Below are 19882 nucleotides of genomic sequence, written 5' to 3'. Positions count from 1 at the left end.
CGGTCTCTCTTGTGTCGATGAGTTGGCGCCGCTAGATATAAGCGAAATACAAAGATGGGCCTTCGATGAGGCCCATTGCTTTATCAATTGCTTTACTTAGTGCCCCAGAATTTGGCTCAAGAATAGCTGTGTACGTTCTGACTGCGGGTTATTAAAGAACGGCTCAGGAGCGTTTTCTTCGATAATTTGCCCTTGGTCCATAAAAATCACCCGGTCGGCGACGGTTTTGGCAAAGCCCATTTCATGGGTCACACACAGCATGGTCATGCCTTCATTAGCAAGCTCCACCATGACGTCTAGCACTTCCTTGATCATTTCTGGATCAAGTGCCGACGTTGGTTCGTCGAATAGCATCACGTCAGGGTGCATGCACAGTGAACGGGCAATGGCGACCCGCTGCTGCTGGCCGCCGGAAAGCTGACCCGGGTACTTAAGTGCCTGTTCGGCAATACGCACCCGCTCTAAGTACTGCATGGCCATTTCTTCCGCCTCGCGGCGTGGTTTTTTTTGCACCCACATTGGCGCTATACAGCAGTTTTCCAGCACTGTTAAGTGGGGGAAGAGATTGAAGTGCTGGAACACCATGCCCACGCTACGACGGATTTGCTCGATACGCTTAACGTCTTGTGTAAGCGGCACGCCGCCCACCACGATATCGCCTTGCTGATGCTCTTCCAGGTGGTTAATGCAGCGAATCAAGGTTGACTTGCCTGAGCCTGAAGGCCCGCAAATAACGATACGCTCGCCGCGCTTTACTTCCAGGTCGATATCGCGCAGCACGTGAAAATCGCCGTACCATTTATTGACGCCGCGCATTTCAACCATCAGGTCAGAAGTGGGGGTGCCAGAGATGTTGGTGGCTGCTTGAGTCATGTCTTTATCCTGCTAAAAAATCGTTAATAAAAGCGGCGTTAGCGCTTATGGCCGGTGTGCAGCTTGCGTTCTAAATACTGGCTATAGCGCGACATGCTGAAACAGAAGATCCAGAACATGAAGGCGGCAAAGACATAGCCTTCCAGCGAGAAGCCTAGCCAGCGTGAGTCGGCCAACGCCGCTTGTACGATCCCCAATAGGTCAAATAGCCCGATGATCATGACCAGGGTGGTGTCTTTAAACAGCGAAATGAAGGTGTTCACGATGCCGGGGATCATCATCTTCAGCGCCTGAGGAAGCACAATCAGGCCCATGCGTTTCCAGTAGGTCATGCCTAGCGCAGCGGCAGCCTCTTCCTGACCCTTAGGGATGGCCTGCAGGCCACCACGAATAACCTCGGCCATGTAGGCACTTTGGAACAGTGTTAAGCCGATTAGTGCGCGTACTAGGCGGTCGACGCTCATATCGGAAGGCAGGAAAAGCGGTAGCATTACCGAAGCCATGAACAGTACGGTAATCAGTGGTACCCCGCGCCAGAACTCGATGAATACCACGCAGAAGCTTTTCACAATGGGCATATTGGAGCGTCGCCCCAATGCCAGCACAATGCCGATTGGCAGCGCACCAACCATACCGACGGTGGCCAGCAGTAGGGTCAGCATTAAGCCACCCCAGCGGTGCGTGGGCACGCGAGGCATGTCAAAGTAGCCGCCGTGCAGCAGCACATAAGCAACGATGGGGAAACCGACGAGAGCGAATACCGCCACCCAACGTTTGAGGGGCAGGCGGGGAATTGCTAGCCAGGCTATCAGCGTAAAGAAGCCAGCAAAGACTATGTTGGCTCGCCAGATTTCTTCACGGGGATACAAGCCGTAGATAAACTGGGTAAAGCGTGCATTGATGAAGACCCAGCAAGCTCCTTCCCGAGAGCAGTCATCCCGTGTGGTACCTATCCAGTCAGCATTCAAAAACGCCCACTGAACGGTGGGAACAACAAGCAAATACAGTATGTAAAGCCCGATCAGGGTAAAGATGGTATTGATCGGGCCATTGAACAGATTGGCGCGTAGCCAAGCAACCGCCCCGACAGAACTACTGGGGGCTGGCCGCTCTTTAATGATTGTTTGATTATGGATCATGTAAACATCCTCACCGTCGGCCTAGCGTTCAACCAGTGCCACTCGGGCGTTGAACCAGTTCATAAACATGGACACCAGCAGGCTGATGGTTAGGTAGACCGCCATGGTCATCGCAATGACTTCAATGGCTTGGCCAGTCTGATTCAGCGTGGTGCCAGCAAACACCGAGACAAGGTCGGGATAACCGATGGCGGTTGCCAGCGATGAGTTCTTGATCAAGTTCAGGTACTGGCTGGTTAGCGGTGGAATAATGACGCGCAACGCCTGAGGGATAACCACCAGACGAAGAACCAAGTTGCGCGGCAGGCTTAGCGCCTGGGCGGCTTCTGTTTGCCCGTGAGAAATTGCCTGAATACCAGAGCGGACAATTTCAGCAATAAAGGAGGCGGTATAGATCGACAGGGCAAGCCAAAGCGCGAGGAACTCAGGGATCACCGTAATACCACCACGGAAATTAAAGCCGCGTAGTTCCGGCATTTCCCAGGTAACCGGCACACCGGTGGCAACGAGCACTAATAGCGGTAAGCCAAAAATCAGTAAAAACGAAATCCAATAGGCCGGCAGGCGTTTACCGGTGGCTTCATGGCGACGCTTGTTCCATATCACCAGGGCAATACTGGCAGCAATGGCGACAAGAAAGGTAAGGGGAATTAAGCCAAAACCAGACTCAAACAGCGGCTGGGGTAAGTACAGCCCGCGCACGTTGAGAAAAATAGCTTCACCAAATGCCATGCTCTCCCGCGCGCTTGGCAGCGTACGTAGTACGGCAAAGTACCAGAAGAAAATTTGCAGCAGCAGCGGAATGTTGCGGAAGGTTTCGATATAGGCGGTGGCTAAGCGCGCCAGTAGCCAGTTAGGCGACAGGCGGGCGATGCCAACAATAAAGCCAATGATGGTGGCAGCCAATACCCCTAGGCCACCTACCAGCAGTGTATTGAGTAAGCCGACCAGGAAGGTGCGGCCATAGGTGCTTTGGGAAGAGTAGTCGATCAGACTCTGCACAATTCCAAAGCCTGCGGTGTTGCCCAAGAAACCAAACCCGGTGGTGATACCACGTGCGGATAAGTTGTCTTGGACATTACCGACAATGTAGAGCAAAAAGGCTGCCACAGCAGCGACGAGCAGCAGCTGGAAGATAAGCGCACGTTTGGCACGGTCTCGCCAAAACGGCGGCTTGTGGCCAGCGGGGCGAGTGTTAGGACTTACGGACATGGAAGGCGTCTCCGCGGTACGGACGATCAATCAAATGGCCCGCCAAGGCCCCTGGAAGAATGGGGCGGCGGGCCGGGGTCAAACGAGACGCTTAGCGAATCGGCGGTGCGTACTGGAAACCACCTTGGTTCCACAGGGCGTTAACACCACGTTCAATCTCAAGCGGGGAGTCCATGCCCACATTGCGCTCAAAACTTTCGCCGTAGTTACCGACTTGGCTCAAGATGTTGTAGGCCCAATCAGCTTCTAAGCCCATACCTTCTCCGTAGTTGCCATCTTGACCAAGCAGGCGGGCAACATCAGGGTTATCAGAGTTGAGCATTTCTTCGGCATTTTCGCTGGTGACGCCATACTCTTCGCCGTTAAGCATGGCGAATAACGACCACTTCACGATGTTAAACCATACATCGTCGCCTTGGCGTACCACCGGGCCGAGCGGCTCTTTAGAGATAACGTCAGGCAGAATCATCGCGCCAGACGGGTCGTCTAGCTGAATACGCAGTGCGGCTAGCTGGGAAGTATCGGAAGTGAGAACGTCACAGCGGCCAGCTTGGAAGCCGCCAACGGTTTGCTCAGAGGTATCGAAAACGATGGGATCAAATTCCATGCCGTTGGCACGGAAGTAGTCTGCTAGGTTCAACTCAGTCGTGGTGCCAGACTGAATACAAATAGCGGCACCGTCCAGTTCAGACGCGCTGGAAATACCCAGGTCGCGGGAGACCATAAAGCCTTGGCCATCATAGAAGTTAACGCCAGTGAAGTTGAGGCCCAGCGTCGTGTCACGGGTGGTGGTCCACGTGGTGTTGCGTGAAAGTACGTCCACTTCACCAGATTGTAGGGCAGTGAAACGCTCTACAGCGTTCAGAGAAATATAGTTCACCGCATCCGCATCGCCGAGAACGGCAGCTGCAACGGCACGGCATACGTCAACGTCGAGTCCTTGCCAGTTACCTTCATCGTCCGGGGCGGAAAAACCTGGCAGGCCGTCACTGACCCCGCACTGTACTGCACCACGTTCCATTGTGTCTTCTAACGTATCAGCTTGGGCAGTGGCGACACCGGCCAACGTGATAGCGCCCGCAGAGGCCAGTAGTACCAAGTGTTTCTTATTCATCATGGTCGTTCCCCTTACTCGATTTAATGTCGTTATGCATGCAGATGCATGACACTAAAAGCTAGCAAGGAAGGTGCCAGAAAGGATATGTCGTCAAATTCAGCGCTTTTCAACGCAAAATGCCAGCTGTATACGAAAGTATTGGTGCAAAAAGGAACATTAGCGACTAGCGATTGCTCTATTTTGGTGCGAGTCGCTAACGTTGCTGATAGTTTTAGAATAGTAGGTTTAAGCGTTACAGATTAACGGGTTTGAAAGATAAACAGGATTAGCGAATAGGGGGTGCGTATTGAATGCCACCATCTTTCCACAAGGCGTTTAAGCCTCTGGCAATCTTGAAGTCAGAGTCAGCACCGACGTTTCTATCAAAGATATCGGCGTAGTTACCCACCTGCTTGATGATTTGGTACGCCCAATCGGTATTGATGCCCATTGGCTCACCAAAGTCACCATCTTGACCAAGCAGGCGCATGACATCAGGATTCTCCGAATTAAGCTGTTCATCTACGTTAGCTTGTGTAATGCCCAGCTCTTCCGCATTTAGCATGGCAAACAGCGACCACTTCACAAGATTGAACCATTGGTCGTCACCTTGACGAACGGCTGGGCCAAGGGGTTCTTTTGAGATGATGTCAGGAAGCACGACCGCCATGTCGGGATCAGCAAGCTGCATCCGCTGAGCATAAAGCTGGGAAGCATCAGAGCTTAAAACGTCGCAACGGCCTGCTTCAAAACCTGCAATAGATTGTTCGGGTGCATCAAATACGACGGTGTCATAGGTCATGTCGTTGATACGAAAGTAATCAGAAAGATTGAGTTCGCTGGTAGTGCCGGATTGGGTGCAAACTGCCGCGCCATCGAGTTCTTTGGCGCTTTGCACGCCAAGATCACTGGCCACCATAAAGGCTTGGCCATCGTAGTAACTCACGCCAGTAAAGTTCATTCCCATCGTTGTGTCACGGCTTGAGGTCCAGGTCGTGGTGCGTGATAGGACATCGACTTCGCCAGACTGCAAAGCAGTGAAACGCTCTACCGAGTCGAGTGGCACGAAATCTACTTTTGTCGCGTCGCCAAGCGCCGCAGCGGCAATGGCACGGCATACATCGGTGTCCAGGCCCCGGTATTGGTCGTTGTCATCTAATGATGAAAAGCCTGGCTGGGCAGCGTTAACGCCACAGCGCACGCTATCGCGCTCCTGAACGGTTTCCAGCGTGCTGGCCATGGCCATCGCGGGTACTAAAACACTAATTCCTAATCCCAACCAACGAACGGTTTTCATTTGTTATTCCTTAACGTGAAAGGGCAAGTAAGCGTAAGCTCAAAAACGTAAGCCCATAAAAAAGGCCGAGCAATGCTCGGCCTTTTGGCTATTCGCAGTCGCAGCGTTATGCGAAGGCTTTACGCATGAAAGGCGGCAGCGATAGTGCACCACGGTGAGCATCACCTGTGTAGTACTGTAGCGGCATTTCGTGCTCAGCGGCAGCCTGTTCGCGGAAGCTTTCAACGCTGGTTGCTTTACCGGCCAACGTGACACTCCACCAGCCAGACGGATACACCGGCTGTGGGAAGGGCAGCGTTGCCACGCTATCAAAGCCTGCTTCACGCATATCGTTACGCAGTTCGCGAATGATAGAGCCGCTGTGGTAAAGCGGTGATTCACTTTGCTGCACCATCACGCCGCCATTTTTTAGAATACGGTGGCAACGCTTCAGGAAATCAGTTTTGAACAACCCTTCTGCGGGGCCGACTGGGTCGGTAGAGTCGATAATCAGCACGTCGATGCTCTCATCGGCAGCGTCGTCTACCCACTTCACACCATCAGCGAACAGCAGCTCAGCACGTGGGTCGCCGTTAGCTTCTACCAGCGCTGGGAAGAAACGCTCGGCGGCCTTAGTCACTTCTTCATCGATATCGATTTGTGTCACTTTTTCAACGCTGGGGTGGCGTAATACTTCTTTTAATGTGCCGCAATCGCCGCCACCAATAATCACCACCCGTTTGGGATCTTGATGGGTGAACAGTGCGGGGTGGGCTATCATTTCATGATAGAGGAAGTTGTCGCGATCGGTCAGCATCACGCAGCCATCTAGCACCATCAGGTTGCCGTAGGTCTCCGTGGTATAGACTTCCAAGTGCTGGTAAGGGCTTTGCACATCCAGCAACTTTTCAGTGACTTTCAGCGAGAAAGCGCTGCCGTGGCTATCAAACACTTCGGTAAACCACTGGTCGTCGCGTAAATCGCTCATTACTTTGCTCCTGGACGCGGGGCGTTCGTTTGGGTAGGAATGCCTTGATGATACTGCGGGCTTAAATCGTGCAGCGCCTCCATAAAGGCGGTGACGTGATCGGGGTTGGTGAACTGGCTGATGCCATGGCCCAAGTTAAAGACGTGGCCCGGGCCGTGCCCATAGCTTTCCAACACGCGTGCAACTTCGGCTCGGATGGCAGAAGGGCGTGCGAACAACACATTCGGGTCGAGATTGCCTTGCAGCGCCACTTTATGGCCTACCCGTGCGCGGGCGTCGGAAAGTTCGGTGGACCAATCGATACCTAGCGCATCGGCGCCGGCGCAGGCAATATGTTCCAGCCACTGGCCGCCATTCTTGGTAAACAGAATGACCGGCACGCGGCGACCATCGTGTTCACGAATCAGGCCGGAGACAATTTGCTCCATGTAGCGCAGCGAAAATTCCAGGTAGGCGGGGGTAGATAGTGCGCCACCCCAGGTGTCAAAAATCTGTACTGCTTGAGCGCCAGCGCGAATTTGCGCGTTTAAGTAGTCGGTTACCGACTGTGCCAGGGTATCTAGCAATTGGTGCATGGTGTCTGGCGTATCGTAGAGCATGGTTTTCAGATGGCGGAAATCTTTGCTAGAACCGCCTTCCACCATGTAGGTGGCTAACGTCCAGGGGCTACCCGAAAAGCCAATCAACGGCATCCGGCCGTTCAGTTCACGACGAATGGTCGATACGGCGCGCATCACATAGTCGAGATCGCGCTCGGCATTGGGCACTGTTAACGCCGCCACCTCTTCTGGGGTGCGTACGGTTTTTCTGAATTTAGGGCCTTCGCCGGTTTCGAAATAGAGCCCCAAGCCCATCGCATCCGGGATTGTGAGGATGTCGGAGAATAGAATGGCGGCATCTAGCGGATAACGCTCAAGGGGTTGCAACGTTACTTCGCAGGCTAGGTCATGGTTGCGGCACAGATCCATAAAGCTGCCAGCATCGGCGCGGCTGGCGCGATATTCTGGCAGGTAACGGCCTGCTTGGCGCATCATCCACACCGGAGTGCGGTCGACGGGCTGGCGAGCCAGCGCACGAAGAAAACGGTCGTTTTGCAAAGGTGTGGTGGTCATAAACACTTGCTCTTGAGAAGTTTGCCCGCATTGTAAGGGAGTCATTGTACTTGAAGATAACGGTACTTGAAGATAACTGTGCTTGAAGATAGCAATTGTACTTAAAAACGTACTTAAAAACGTCTCTCCCTGTTGAGACCGTGAGGCCACCGCTGCTTCCTGGTAAACTGTTTTCTTATTTTTCCAACACCGGTGTGGTTAGCTGGTTTGGTTAATCAACGAGGTAACCTGTGACCATTCGCTTCATTGCCGCTTCCCGGCTGCCCACGCCTTGGGCCACATTCACCATGCACGGTTTCGAAGATGAAGCCACGGGTAAAGACCATATCGCTTTAACGCTAGGTGATGTGAGCGGCGGCGAGCCGGTGCTGGGACGCGTGCATTCTGAATGTTTAACCGGCGATGCGCTGTTCTCAATGCGCTGTGACTGCGGTTATCAGTTGCAAGAAGCGCTCAAGCGCATTGCCGAAGAAGGGCGTGGTGTGCTGTTCTACCTGCGCCAGGAAGGGCGAGGAATTGGGCTGCTGAATAAAATCCGTGCATATCATCTGCAAGACCAAGGTGCTGATACGGTCGAAGCCAACGAGCAGCTTGGTTTTGGTGCAGACATGCGTCGTTATGACCTGTGTGTGCCAATGCTTAACCACTTGGGTATCACGGCATTAAAGCTGATGACCAATAACCCGCGGAAGGTAGATGCCTTAACCCGCGACGGGGTGAATGTGGTTGAGCGCCTACCGATTACTACGGGCCTAAATCCCCACAATGAACACTATCTCTCAACCAAAGCTGGCAAACTTGGTCATATGATGGCGCTGGATGACTTTACCCAGGCCAGTGACGTGGATATTGAACGTAAAGGCTGATACAAGCGTAAGGGGCGATAAAGTTATTAGGTTTTTTTAAACCTAGGAGAGTGGCCCACAATGAAAGCTCTAGATGAACAACGGCATGACGTACTGCCTCAGCAGGGTGAGTTCAGCATTGTCGAAGAGTGGTTACACAGCATTACCCACGGGGTTGGTGCTGTGTTTAGCTTGGTGGGTATGGTCGTGCTGCTGGCAGTAGCAAGCTTGGCCGTGCATGTCGACCCTTGGAAAATTGTCAGTCTAAGCCTATACGGCACCACGTTAGTTCTGCTTTATACTGCCTCGACTTTCTATCACGGCATATCTCATCGGCGCTGGAAGCAACGCTTTCAACTGCTTGACCATTGTGCAATTTACTTACTTATCGCGGGTACTTATACGCCTTTTCTGCTCGTTAATATGCGCGGCACCACAGGCTGGGTCTTATTTACTGCCGTGTGGTCGCTAGCACTAGTGGGGATTGGCTGCAAACTGCTATGGCCACAGCGTTTCGCGGTACTACGCGTGACTATCTATTTACTGATGGGCTGGATGATCGTCCTGGCCTCTAGAGAGATGGCGGCCAATTTATCAGTGGCCGGCATCGCTCTGCTTGCCGCAGGGGGAATCATCTACACGCTAGGGGTGATCTTCTATGCCGTGCGTGCCATCCCCTACAATCACGCCATTTGGCATTTATTTGTGATTGCTGGAAGTATTTGCCACTACTTTGCCGTCTATAGCGCTGTTCTACCTCATAGGGCGGTTACCTAGCAATCAACTGCCGCTTGCTCTTTTTCCATGGCACGGGCTAGCGCTGGACGATCAGCGTGGCGTGCGCGGTAGGTAATTAGGGATTCGGGCAGGCGATGCTTCATGCTGGCTGCCCACGTTAATGTATGGGTAAGGAAAAGATCCGCCAGGGTAAATGTCTCGCCGACTAACGTTTCCTGGCCCTGGTAACGGCGTTCTAACGCTAGCAGTGCCCGCTGAAACTCCCAGGCGGCGGTGGGCAATACTGAAGGCACGCGCTTATCTTGGGGGAGTGCAAATTTATGCTTGGCCTGAAGCCACAACGGTTGCTCAATTTCGGTGACGATAAAGCTTAGCCACTGGTCGACCTGCGCTCGCTCAGCGGCGCTTCCGGGCAGAAGGCTACCATCGCCATATTGCTCGGCTAGATAGCGGCAAATAGGTGCCGATTCAAACAGCGTTAGCTCGCCATCTTCAATGACTGGCACCTTGCCATCTGGGTGGCGGGCTAGGTGCTCAGCGGTTTGCCCCTCACCTTTATCCAGTGCGACATGCTGGCAGCGGTATTCCAGACCCAGTTCTTCAAGTGTCCAGGTAACCCGCACCGAGCGAGAGTTCGGAAAACTGTAGTTCGTTATCATTAAGCAGCTCCTAAGCAGTGCGGTGAGACTTAACTGTAGCGAGTGCTTAGAAACCTGTCGAGCTACTGATCTCGGGCGCTACGGATGCGCTCGTAAGCGTTGCCAATTTCGCTAGTGCGCGCTTGAGCCACTTCACGCATGCTTTCAGGCAGCCCTTTGCCTGCGAGTTTGTCGGGGTGATTTTGGCTCATTAGGCGGCGGTACGCTTTCTTGATTTCTGCGTCGCTGGCGTCTTCATTCACCCCAAGTACGCGGTAGGCGTCTTTCAATGCCTCTTCGCTGGAACCCTGCGAATTCGCAGCTGCACCGTGAAGCATGGCTTCGATTTGCTGTACTTCGGCGTCGCTACAGCCTACTCCGCGGGCCACACGCAAAATCATCTCGTGCTCGGCAGGGTGCAACACGCCGTCGGCAGCAATGGCGGTTAACTGAACTTGCAAAAATACCTGGCGTAAAATCGGTTGGCGCTGGGTCAGTCGGTTAACGTTCGCCAGTTCTGCATCTAGGTTGAAGTCGTCGGCACGACCGCGTTCGAAGGCGGCTCGCGCTTTGGCACGCTGTTCGCCTTGAAGGTGCATTTGGTCAAACAGTTTTTCGGCCACGCCAAGTTCGCCATCGGTGACTTTACCGTCGGCTTGGCACAAACAGCCCATTACCGAGAAGATCGATTCTAAAAAGCCTTCTTGGATTTGTGTGCGAGCCGCGCTTAAGCGGCGGCTAATTCGTCGTCCTAGCCACCAGCCCAACCCACCGCCTACCAGCAGGCCAATGGGGCCGCCGACAGCAAGGCCAATCAGGCCAAACAAGATAATCAAAAATAGCATGGTGTTCTCAACCGTTGAAAAGTTAAAAGTTACGGGAGACGTGCGCGAATAGCGCGCTCGATACCGTCGGCATCTAGGCCGCAGTCGCGTAACAACTCTGCAGGGGTGCCGTGTTCAACAAAGGTGTCAGGCAGGCCTAAATTAAGCACCTCGATTTGTACCCCTTCTGCGTGCAGCAGCTCGTTCACGGCGCTGCCTGCACCACCGGCAATCACATTCTCTTCCAGCGTGACCAGCAGCTCATGTTCATCAGCGGCATGCAGCACGGTGTCTCGGTCCAGTGGCTTGATAGAGCGCATATTGATATGCGTTGCGTCGAGCTTTTCGGCGACCGCTGCGGCGGCGTCGTTGACGCTACCAAATGCTAGCAATGCAATACGCACACCTTCATTTCCAGCGTCGCGGCGTATCTGTGCTTGGCCAATGGGCAGCGGCTCTAAGTGTTCGGGAATGGCTGCGCCAGGGCCCGTGCCACGAGGGTAGCGAACCGCTGCTGGGCCGGGATGATGGTAAGCGGCACTGAGCATGGCGCGACACTCTGCTTCATCAGCAGGGGCTAAAATCACCATACCTGGAATGCAGCGTAAAAAAGATAGATCCATGCTGCCGTGGTGCGTTGGTCCGTCTTCCCCCACAAGGCCTGCACGGTCAATCGCAAAGGTGACGTCTAGATTCTGGACGGCCACATCGTGAATAAGTTGATCGTAGCCGCGCTGCAAGAACGTGGAGTAAATCGCCACAACAGGCTTCATGCTCTCGCAGGCCATGCCTGCAGCAAGCGTTACGGCATGCTGCTCAGCGATCGCGACATCAAAATAGCGCTCAGGATACTGCTGGGAGAAACGAATTAAATCCGAACCTTCGCCCATGGCGGGGGTAATTCCCATCAGCCTTGAATCAGTGGCTGCCATATCGCACAGCCAGTCGCCGAACACGTTGCAGTACTTTTTCTTAGCCGGGGTCTTGGGCGCTACCGGGGGCTTCACCAGTGGTGCATTGGCAGTGGCACTGGGCTTTTCTAGCTTAGTGATGGCGTGATAACCAATTTGGTCAGCTTCGGCGGGCAGAAAGCCTTTACCCTTAACTGTTTTGATATGCAGAAATTGAGGGCCGTCCTGGTCGCGCAGGTTGCGCAATGTTTCGGTGAGCGCCTCCAGGTCGTGGCCATCGATTGGGCCAATGTAGTGGAAGCCCATTTCTTCAAATAATGTGGCAGGGCTCACCATGCCTTTCATATGCTCTTCGGTGCGTTTGGCAAGTTCGAGTGCGCCTGGCAGATGGGAGAGCACTTTTTTGCCTTCTTCACGCATCTTAAGGAAGGGCTTACTAGACAGCACACGGGCTAGATAGGTCGCGATGCCGCCAACATTTTCCGAGATCGACATCTCATTGTCGTTCAGCACCACTAGCATATTGGCGTTAACGTGGCCTGCATGGGCCAGCGCTTCAAACGCCATTCCCGCAGTGAGTGCGCCATCGCCAATAATGGCACACACGCGACGCGGGTCGTTTTGTGCTTGGGCGGCTAGCGCCATCCCCAGGGCAGCTGAAATCGACGTGCTGGAGTGGCCTACACCGAAAGTGTCGTAATCGGATTCTGCGCGGCGGGGAAACGCTGCAAGGCCGCCATGCTGGCGAATGCTGAGCATCGCTTCGCGACGGCCAGTTAAAATTTTATGCGGGTACGCTTGATGGCCTACGTCCCACACCAAACGATCTTTGGGCGTATGAAAGGCGTGGTGAAGCGCTACGGTCAGTTCCACAACGCCCAGACCTGCACCGAAGTGGCCGCCTGTTACACCAACGCTGTATAGCAAGTAGGCACGTAGTTCGTCAGCCAACTGGGCAAGCTGCCTAGCATTCATGGCCCGCAGCGCAGCGGGATGATCAAAAGAGTCGAGCAGCGGCGTTGCCGGGCGCTCGCGGGGAATCTCGTCGAACAGCTTCATAGGCATGTTTTCATGGACAGGGTCATGGACATCGTTTAGTGGTCGCGCTCGATCATATAGTGGGCAAGATCGGCCAGCGGTGCGCCTTGCTCGCCAAGCGGGGCGAGGGCGGCAATGGCCTCTTCGATAAGCATATTTGCTTTGTGCTGTGCGCCGGAAAGTCCCAGTAAGCTGGGATAAGTCGGCTTGGCACGTGCAGCATCAGCGCCAGAGATTTTACCCAGCGTGACGGTATCGCCCGTCACATCAAGGACATCATCATGAATCTGGAAGGCTAGACCAATGGCGCGGGCGTAGCGAATCAGAGCGGCAAGTCGGGGGTCGTTTTCATCTACCGCGACTAAGCCACCTAAGCGCACTGCGGCCACAATCAGCGCGCCGGTTTTGTGGGCGTGCATATGAGCGAGGGCATCCACGTCCGGATGGCCACCCACGGCGGCTAAGTCTAGCGCCTGGCCTGCGACCATTCCTGCCCGGCCAGAGGCAACGGCAAGCGTGGTGACCATGCTGCCAAGCCGAGGATGAGGCTGGCTGGCAAGTACCTCAAAGGCCAGTGCTTGCAGAGCGTCTCCCGCTAAAATCGCGGTGGCTTCATCGAACGCTTTATGCACGGTGGGTTGGCCGCGACGCAGATCGTCATCGTCCATGGCAGGCAGATCGTCATGAATCAATGAGTACGCATGAATCAGCTCAATGGCTGCTGCAGGGGCATCCAACGCGTCTTCCCGCGCCCCTAGCGCGTTACCTGCGAGATATACCAGCAGTGGTCGCAAGCGTTTGCCTCCCACCAATAGGCCGTGACGCATAGCGGCTTCAAGGTATGGCGCGACGGCGGGTTGGGTGTCAAACAAGGCTGAAAGTGTGGCATCCACCCGCGTGTTACTCGCGTGGCGCAGCGTCGCCAGTTGAGAAGCATTAGCAGTCGTTACCATGGCGGCGTTTCCTCGCTATCGTTGCCGTGATCAGTGGCATTATCCGTTTCTGGACCCGTCGCAAAAGAGGTAACGTCAAGCTTACCATCGCGGCCTTCACTTAATGCGCGAACTTTTAGTTCGGCGTTGTCGAGCCGCTGCTGGGCTTCACGCGTGAGTTTTACGCCTTGTTCAAACGCGGTCAGAGCGTTCTCCAATGAGAGTTCGCCGGACTCAAGGCGTTCCACAATGGTTTCAAGCTGTGAAACCGTTGCGGCGAAATCTTGCGCTGGTGGAGTGTTATCGCTCATTGGGTAAGGCCTACTATTTTGCTGGCGCCCTGACGCTGACTAAGGGCGGCGAATGTGGCTATAGCCGTGTTATCAAAAAATAAACGCCCAGTATACACCGAGCTAAGGGGGTGGCGTCTGCCCTCATCCTGGTTCAATTCCTCTACTTGCGTCTGGTTCATCTTGTAAACGCACACTTTTCATCATCTCAAGACGCCGAGAGCGGCAGTGATTGTGCTACCATATGGGCCTCCCGTGAACCGATACACGGCGCATGCCGCCGACCATAGAGGTTGATTCAGCCATGGCCAAAACGTCCCTGGACAAGAGCAAGATCAAGATCCTGCTGCTCGAGGGCGTCCACCAAAGCGCGGTGGACAATTTTCACAACGCAGGTTACGAGAACATCGAGCACCTGCCGACATCGCTAGATGAAGCGTCGCTGATCGAAAAGATTCGTGATGTTCACTTCATCGGCATTCGCTCGCGTACGCAGCTCAATGAGCGCGTATTTGACGCGGCAGAAAAGCTGGTGGGCGTTGGCTGTTTCTGTATCGGAACGAACCAGGTTGACTTGACGGCAGCCCTTAAGCGCGGCATCGCGGTGTTTAACGCGCCGTACTCCAATACCCGTTCGGTCGCAGAGTTAGTGCTGGCGGAAGCCATCATGCTGCTACGTGGCATCCCTGAGAAGAATGCTCGTGCTCACCAAGGCGGCTGGCTGAAATCAGCGAAAAACTCACACGAAGCGCGGGGCAAAACCCTGGGTATCGTTGGTTACGGTAGCATCGGTGCGCAGCTTTCAGTATTGGCTGAATCGCTTGGCTTCAATGTTATCTATTACGATGTGATCACCAAGTTAGGCATGGGCAATGCGAATCAGGTAGCGAGTCTGGAGCAGCTGTTAGCACGCTCTGACGTGGTCAGCCTGCACGTTCCTGACTTGCCTGCTACGCGCTGGATGATTGGTGAGAAAGAGATCGCAGCCATGAAACAGGGCGCCATCCTGATTAACGCAGCCCGCGGTAGCGTTGTTGAGATTGAGCCACTGGCAGAGGCGATTAAGGCTGGCAAGCTTAACGGTGCCGCCATTGATGTCTTCCCGGTAGAGCCGAAAGGCAACGATGAAGAGTTCCAAAGCCCGCTACGCGGCCTGGAAAACGTGATTTTAACGCCCCATATCGGTGGTTCTACCCTGGAAGCTCAGGAGAATATCGGTATTGAGGTGGCTGAAAAACTGATTACTTATTCGGATAATGGCACCACGGTTACCTCTGTTAACTTCCCAGAAGTGGCGCTGCCTGCTCATCCGGATAAGCATCGTCTTTTGCACATTCATGACAACGTGCCTGGCGTGTTATCGCAAATTAACCGCGTACTGTCTGAAAACGGCATCAACATTTCAGGTCAGTATCTGCAAACCAATGACAAAGTGGGCTATGTAGTCATTGATGTTGATAAAGCCTACGGCCCACAGGCCCTAGAAGCGTTGAAGAAAGTTGAGCACACGCTGAAAATTCGCGTGCTGTACTCGGCGCATAACAGCTAGTCACTGCTGTCAGCGTGATCAACTAAAACGGCCCTACTTATGGGGCCGTTTTTTCGTTTCAGGGCTGAGGTTGCGCTAGGCGAGGTCAAACAGCAGCACTTCGGCTGCTTGTCCCTCTGTCACGCTAAACGTCTCACCCGGTTGAAAGGCAGCGGCATCTCCAGAGCCTAGTGTTTCGCCGTTAACGTCGACCGTGCCTTTAACCACATGCAACCAGGCATAGCGTGACGGTGGGGCAGCCGCGTGGTCGCCAGCGTCGAACAAGCCAGCGTAGAGGTTAACGTCTTGATTAACGCTCACCGACCCGTCGCGCCCATCTTGAGAAGCGACTAAGCGCCACTGTCCCTGGCGTTCAGCGGTTGGAAAGGCTTTCTGCTCATAACTAGGTGAAATGCCGCGCTTGGCAGGCTCGATCCAAATCTGCAGGAAATGCAGCCCGTTCTCTTTTGAATGATTAAACTCGCTGTGCAACACGCCAGTACCTGCGGACATACGCTGTACATCGCCCGGGCGCATAACTTCACCGTTACCCATATTATCGCGATGCTCCATTTCCCCTTCCAGCACATAGGAGATGATCTCCATATCTCGGTGGGGGTGGGCGCCAAAGCCATTGCCGGGGGTTACCCGATCTTCATTAATTACCCGCAGCGCTCGGAATCCCATATGGTTAGGGTCCACATAGTTGGCGAACGAAAAGGTGTGGAAAGAGCGCAGCCAGCCGTGATCGGCATAGCCTCGCTCGTTAGAACGACGGATGTGCATGGTGTTCTCCGAAAGCGTCATAAGCGATAACACCAATATACGCTGCCCGCCTAGTGTGTGGGGTGAAGCTTTTTAGATGGTCAGATCGAATTAATCGACGATTGTCCAGCGCTCCCCTGGCCATCGTTAGGCGAAGCAGCACTTTGCCTGAATTGTTTGCTAAACTACGCGCGTTTATTTACCCGGTCCGCCCTTTGCGAGGGCGACTACCAGGAGTATTCCATGATGGAAACCACCCAAATGCCGCCCATTGTGGTCGCGGCACTGTATAAATTTGTCACTCTGAACGACTTTGAAGCGCTGCGTGAGCCACTGCGTCAGACGATGGTCAATAACGATGTTAAAGGCACGCTGCTGTTGGCTAAAGAAGGCATTAACGGCACCGTGGCGGGCACGCGTGAAGGCATTGATGCCCTGCTGGCCTGGCTGACCGCCGATCCTCGCTTAAGCGATATCGACCACAAAGAGTCCTACTGCGACGAAACGCCGTTTTACCGTACTAAGGTGAAACTGAAAAAAGAGATTGTCACCTTAGGCGTGCCGGATATTGACCCCAACGACACCGTGGGAACCTACGTGGAACCGGAAGATTGGAATGATGTGATCTCCGACCCAGACGTGTTGGTCATTGACACCCGTAACGACTACGAAGTAGCGATTGGTAGCTTTGAACGGGCAATTGACCCGAAAACGACCACCTTTCGTGAGTTTCCTGAGTACGTGCGTGAGCACTATAACCCGGAAAAGCACAAGAAGGTCGCGATGTTCTGCACCGGCGGTATTCGCTGTGAAAAGGCCTCCAGCTTTATGCTTAAAGAGGGCTTTGAAGAGGTCTATCATCTCAAAGGTGGTGTGCTGAACTACCTCGAAAAGGTCCCGGAAGAGCAGTCCTTATGGCGCGGTGAGTGTTTCGTGTTTGATAACCGCGTCACCGTGCGTCACGACCTTAGCGAAGGTGAGCATGAGCAGTGCCACGCTTGCCGTATGCCCATCTCGCTTGATGATATGCAGTCGTCGGCCTATGAGCCTGGCATCAGTTGCCCTCACTGCATCGACTCACTCCCCGAAAAAACCCGTGCTGCCGCCCGAGAGCGTCAACGCCAAATCGAACTGGCTAAGGCCCGTGGCGAACCTCACCCTCTAGGCTATAACCATCGCCAAGGCAGCCGCGCAAACACGTAACGCATGAGGCCTCCTGCTTTTCAGGAGGCCTCTTTGGTCGTATCTCGCCAACATTAGCTTTTGTACGCGCTAGACTGAGCAACACTCGACTGTCTAGGAGCTTTCTATGTCTGCCTCTTCAGATGCGCCACTGGCGTCTTCAGATCTGCTGCAACGCACTGACTATCAAGGGGTAACGACCCTTACTTTAAACCAGCCTGAACGCTTTAATGCACTGTCTGAGGACATGTTGACGGCGTTGCAACATGCGCTTGATGACATTGCCCAGGATGAGCATGTGCGCTGCGTGGTGTTGGCCGCGAACGGCAAGGCATTTTGCGCAGGGCATGATTTAAAGCAGATGCGTGCGAACCCTGAAAAAGCCTACTACCAGGCGCTGTTTGCTCGCTGCGGCGCGGTGATGCAGGCCATTGTTAACTTGCCTGTTCCTGTGATTGCTAAAGTTCAGGGCATTGCGACAGCCGCTGGCTGCCAGCTCGTTGCTAGCTGTGATTTGGCTGTAGCGGCTAGCAATGCCCGCTTTGCCGTGTCAGGGATTAATGTGGGGCTTTTCTGTTCGACACCTGCAGTGGCACTGTCGCGCAATTTGTCACGAAAGCGGGCGATGGAAATGCTACTGACTGGAGAGTTTATCAGTGCCTCCCAGGCCATGGACTGGGGGCTCATTAACCGGGTTGCCGATGAGAGCGAACTCGATAGTGCCGTGGAAACACTGACTGCGAGCATCTGCGCCAAGAGCGCAGTGGCGGTGCGCACTGGCAAAGCCATGTTCGCCCGCCAGCTAGCGATGCCGTTAGAGGAAGCCTATGCTTTTGCTGGCGAAACCATGGCGTGCAACATGCTGGCCGACGATGTAGCTGAGGGTATTGATGCCTTTATCGCCAAACGCCCACCTCAGTGGCGCCATCGCTAGTAACTCTCGAGATATCATTGGTGGAATTTGTTTCCGTAAACGCGACAGCGGCCCCGCTGGCGCGTTATCCTCCCTCACTTTATGCCTTCAGGAGAGGCGCTTTCAGGAGAAAGTAAGGTGAGTGACGTAAAGCGTAGGTCAGTCGGACGTCCGGCGGGGGCCACCAAGGCGAGCGGTGGGCACAGCCAATCATTAGTACGTGGCCTCACGCTATTAGAGCATTTGTCAGCAAGCCCATTAGGGTTAGCTTTATCGGAGTTGGCGGAAATGGCTGATCTTGCGCCATCCACCACTCACCGGTTGTTACAAGCGCTACAAAGCCAAGGGTTCGTGACTCAAGAGAGTGAGCAGGGGCTTTGGCGTATTGATGTTAAAACCTTCCGCATTGGTAATAGCTTTTTAGAAGCACGTGACGTTGTCGCCCATAGCAGGCCCTTTTTACGCCGTTTAACCGCAGAAACGGGTGAAACCGCGAATCTAGGGATTCGGGATGGTGCGACGGCGGTATTTCTTGCCCAGCATGAGTCACCGCAGATGATGCGAATGATTACTCGTCTAGGCTCGCGGGCGCCGCTGCATGCTTCTGGGGTGGGAAAAGCCCTAATGGCTTGGATGAGCGAAGACGAGCGTACCGCGCTGCTTAAGGGTTACGACCTTGCCCGGGTGACTGAAAATACGCTGCATCAAACCGATGAGCTGTTGATCGAAATGGCCACAATTCGTGCTCAGGGGTTTGCCTGTGACCGCGAGGAACACGCAGTAGGTTTACATTGTGTGGCTGCCTGCATTCATGATGAGCATGGTACGCCGCTAGCGGCTATCTCAGTCTCTGGACCCATGGCGCGTATTCCTGAAGAGCGTCTATTGGCGCTAGGTGCGTTAGTGCGCACCATCGCCAATGAAATCACCCTTCAGCTGGGTGGCCAATTGCCTCAATGAGCAGTGCTTTGCCCACCTGTAGTGACTGACAAAGACGACGCACATTATGTTTAGCCTATTTTGGGTGGCGCTGGCTAGCGCCACCTTACTACCTGGCGGCTCAGAAGTGTGGCTGGCAAGGTTGTGGTGCTTAGGCGAGCCCGCGCTTGGGCTTTGGTTCGTCGCCACCGCTGGCAACACACTAGGCAGTATGATTAACGTGGCGCTGGGACGTTATGCTCGTCAGTTTCAACATCGTCGCTGGTTCCCTGCGTCGCCTACTGGGCTAGCGCGCGCAGAGCGTTGGTATAAACGTTTTGGTGAAGTTAGCTTGCTGCTTTCGTGGGCGCCCGTACTGGGTGATCCCCTTACGGTACTCGCAGGTATCTTTAGACTGCCCTGGTGGCGTGCGCTTCTCTGGATTGTGGTGGCCAAAGGGGCGCGCTATGCGTTGCTGTTAGCGCTAGCCCACCAATGGTTGGCACCGCTTTGCGGATAAATCTACAGTAGATGCCCACTTAAGTAGCGTTGACGTAACAAATATTGACGAGGCTAGTGGCGAGCCACGCTCTTTTTCTCATGTTACCCTGTTTATCTTTTATACAAATCTTGCACCCACGTGGAGTGCAATGTGAATAGCGTG

Annotated in this window: 20 protein-coding genes; 7 read left to right on the top strand and 13 right to left on the bottom strand. The window is 54.1% G+C overall.

The genetic code is table 11. The annotated features are described in order from the left end of the window. Window positions 1-96 precede the first annotated feature (96 nt). From B6A39_RS17750 to hemE, 7 genes are all read right to left on the bottom strand, one after another. Window positions 97-825 carry an amino acid ABC transporter ATP-binding protein gene (locus B6A39_RS17750; RefSeq protein WP_009723183.1) on the bottom strand — a complete coding sequence of 243 codons (729 nt, stop codon included), beginning with the start codon at window positions 823-825 and terminating at the stop codon, window positions 97-99. A gap of 86 nt (window positions 826-911) precedes the next feature. Next, complete coding sequence (locus B6A39_RS17745; protein WP_083007633.1) at window positions 912-2012, bottom strand: amino acid ABC transporter permease; 1101 nt, start codon at window positions 2010-2012, stop codon at window positions 912-914. A gap of 21 nt (window positions 2013-2033) precedes the next feature. Further along, the gene (locus tag B6A39_RS17740) at window positions 2034-3224 is read right to left on the bottom strand and encodes an amino acid ABC transporter permease (protein ID WP_083007632.1); all 1191 of its coding nucleotides are present in this window, start codon (window positions 3222-3224) and stop codon (window positions 2034-2036) included. Between the two features lie 91 nt (window positions 3225-3315). Further along, entirely contained in the window at window positions 3316-4341 is a 1026-nt protein-coding gene (locus tag B6A39_RS17735) for an amino acid ABC transporter substrate-binding protein (RefSeq protein ID WP_083007631.1), read from the bottom strand. 265 nt (window positions 4342-4606) lie between these two features. Further along, window positions 4607-5617 (bottom strand): amino acid ABC transporter substrate-binding protein, encoded by a 1011-nt coding sequence (locus tag B6A39_RS17730; protein WP_083007630.1) that lies wholly within the window; start codon window positions 5615-5617, stop codon window positions 4607-4609. Between the two features lie 106 nt (window positions 5618-5723). Next, a complete protein-coding gene (gene speE, locus B6A39_RS17725) occupies window positions 5724-6584 on the bottom strand; it encodes a polyamine aminopropyltransferase (protein WP_083007629.1) in 861 nt (286 codons plus the stop codon). Further along, entirely contained in the window at window positions 6584-7696 is a 1113-nt protein-coding gene (gene hemE / locus B6A39_RS17720; protein WP_083007628.1) for a uroporphyrinogen decarboxylase, read from the bottom strand. The genes speE and hemE overlap by 1 nt, the downstream gene beginning before the upstream one ends. A 230-nt stretch (window positions 7697-7926) precedes the next feature. Here hemE and ribA point away from each other — a divergent pair, with 230 nt between their 5' ends. Beyond that, entirely contained in the window at window positions 7927-8562 is a 636-nt protein-coding gene (gene ribA / locus B6A39_RS17715) for a GTP cyclohydrolase II (protein ID WP_030071109.1), read from the top strand. 60 nt (window positions 8563-8622) lie between these two features. Beyond that, entirely contained in the window at window positions 8623-9318 is a 696-nt protein-coding gene (trhA, locus tag B6A39_RS17710) for a PAQR family membrane homeostasis protein TrhA (protein ID WP_083007627.1), read from the top strand. Here the strand turns inward: trhA and B6A39_RS17705 are convergent. From B6A39_RS17705 to B6A39_RS17685, 5 genes are all read right to left on the bottom strand, one after another. Then, window positions 9315-9938, bottom strand: a complete 624-nt coding sequence (locus tag B6A39_RS17705; RefSeq protein WP_083007626.1) for a glutathione S-transferase family protein — start codon at window positions 9936-9938, stop codon at window positions 9315-9317. The two genes, trhA and B6A39_RS17705, sit on opposite strands and share 4 nt — an antisense overlap. Before the next feature lie 62 nt (window positions 9939-10000). Then, complete coding sequence (gene djlA / locus B6A39_RS17700) at window positions 10001-10762, bottom strand: co-chaperone DjlA (protein ID WP_083007625.1); 762 nt, start codon at window positions 10760-10762, stop codon at window positions 10001-10003. 29 nt (window positions 10763-10791) lie between these two features. Next, a complete protein-coding gene (dxs, locus tag B6A39_RS17695; RefSeq protein ID WP_083007624.1) occupies window positions 10792-12717 on the bottom strand; it encodes a 1-deoxy-D-xylulose-5-phosphate synthase in 1926 nt (641 codons plus the stop codon). 29 nt (window positions 12718-12746) lie between these two features. Beyond that, window positions 12747-13643, bottom strand: coding sequence for a (2E,6E)-farnesyl diphosphate synthase (ispA, locus tag B6A39_RS17690; protein ID WP_083007623.1), 897 nt, complete (start codon window positions 13641-13643; stop codon window positions 12747-12749). Then, window positions 13637-13933 (bottom strand): exodeoxyribonuclease VII small subunit, encoded by a 297-nt coding sequence (locus B6A39_RS17685; RefSeq protein ID WP_083007622.1) that lies wholly within the window; start codon window positions 13931-13933, stop codon window positions 13637-13639. The genes ispA and B6A39_RS17685 overlap by 7 nt, the downstream gene beginning before the upstream one ends. Window positions 13934-14216: 283 nt before the next feature. Here B6A39_RS17685 and serA point away from each other — a divergent pair, with 283 nt between their 5' ends. Next, a complete protein-coding gene (gene serA / locus B6A39_RS17680; protein WP_083007621.1) occupies window positions 14217-15461 on the top strand; it encodes a phosphoglycerate dehydrogenase in 1245 nt (414 codons plus the stop codon). Window positions 15462-15536: 75 nt separating this feature from the next. Here serA and B6A39_RS17675 read toward each other — a convergent pair whose 3' ends face one another. After that, a complete protein-coding gene (locus B6A39_RS17675) occupies window positions 15537-16226 on the bottom strand; it encodes a pirin family protein (RefSeq protein WP_083007620.1) in 690 nt (229 codons plus the stop codon). A gap of 222 nt (window positions 16227-16448) precedes the next feature. Between B6A39_RS17675 and trhO the strand changes: the two genes are divergently transcribed. The 4 genes from trhO (at window position 16449) to B6A39_RS17655 (ending at window position 19738) form a co-directional block, all read left to right on the top strand. Beyond that, window positions 16449-17408, top strand: coding sequence for an oxygen-dependent tRNA uridine(34) hydroxylase TrhO (gene trhO, locus B6A39_RS17670; RefSeq protein WP_083007619.1), 960 nt, complete (start codon window positions 16449-16451; stop codon window positions 17406-17408). 106 nt (window positions 17409-17514) lie between these two features. Then, on the top strand, window positions 17515-18321 hold the full coding sequence (locus B6A39_RS17665) for an enoyl-CoA hydratase (protein ID WP_083007618.1): 807 nt from the start codon (window positions 17515-17517) through the stop codon (window positions 18319-18321). Window positions 18322-18438: 117 nt separating this feature from the next. After that, the gene (locus tag B6A39_RS17660; protein ID WP_083007617.1) at window positions 18439-19260 is read left to right on the top strand and encodes an IclR family transcriptional regulator; all 822 of its coding nucleotides are present in this window, start codon (window positions 18439-18441) and stop codon (window positions 19258-19260) included. A gap of 46 nt (window positions 19261-19306) precedes the next feature. Then, window positions 19307-19738, top strand: coding sequence for a YqaA family protein (locus tag B6A39_RS17655; protein ID WP_083007616.1), 432 nt, complete (start codon window positions 19307-19309; stop codon window positions 19736-19738). Window positions 19739-19882 lie beyond the last annotated feature (144 nt).

Source organism: Halomonas sp. GT, assembly GCF_002082565.1.
In the GTDB taxonomy this organism is placed as follows: domain Bacteria; phylum Pseudomonadota; class Gammaproteobacteria; order Pseudomonadales; family Halomonadaceae; genus Vreelandella.
Note: the sequence above shows the minus strand (reverse complement) of the source record. Positions and strands in the feature narration are given on the sequence as shown.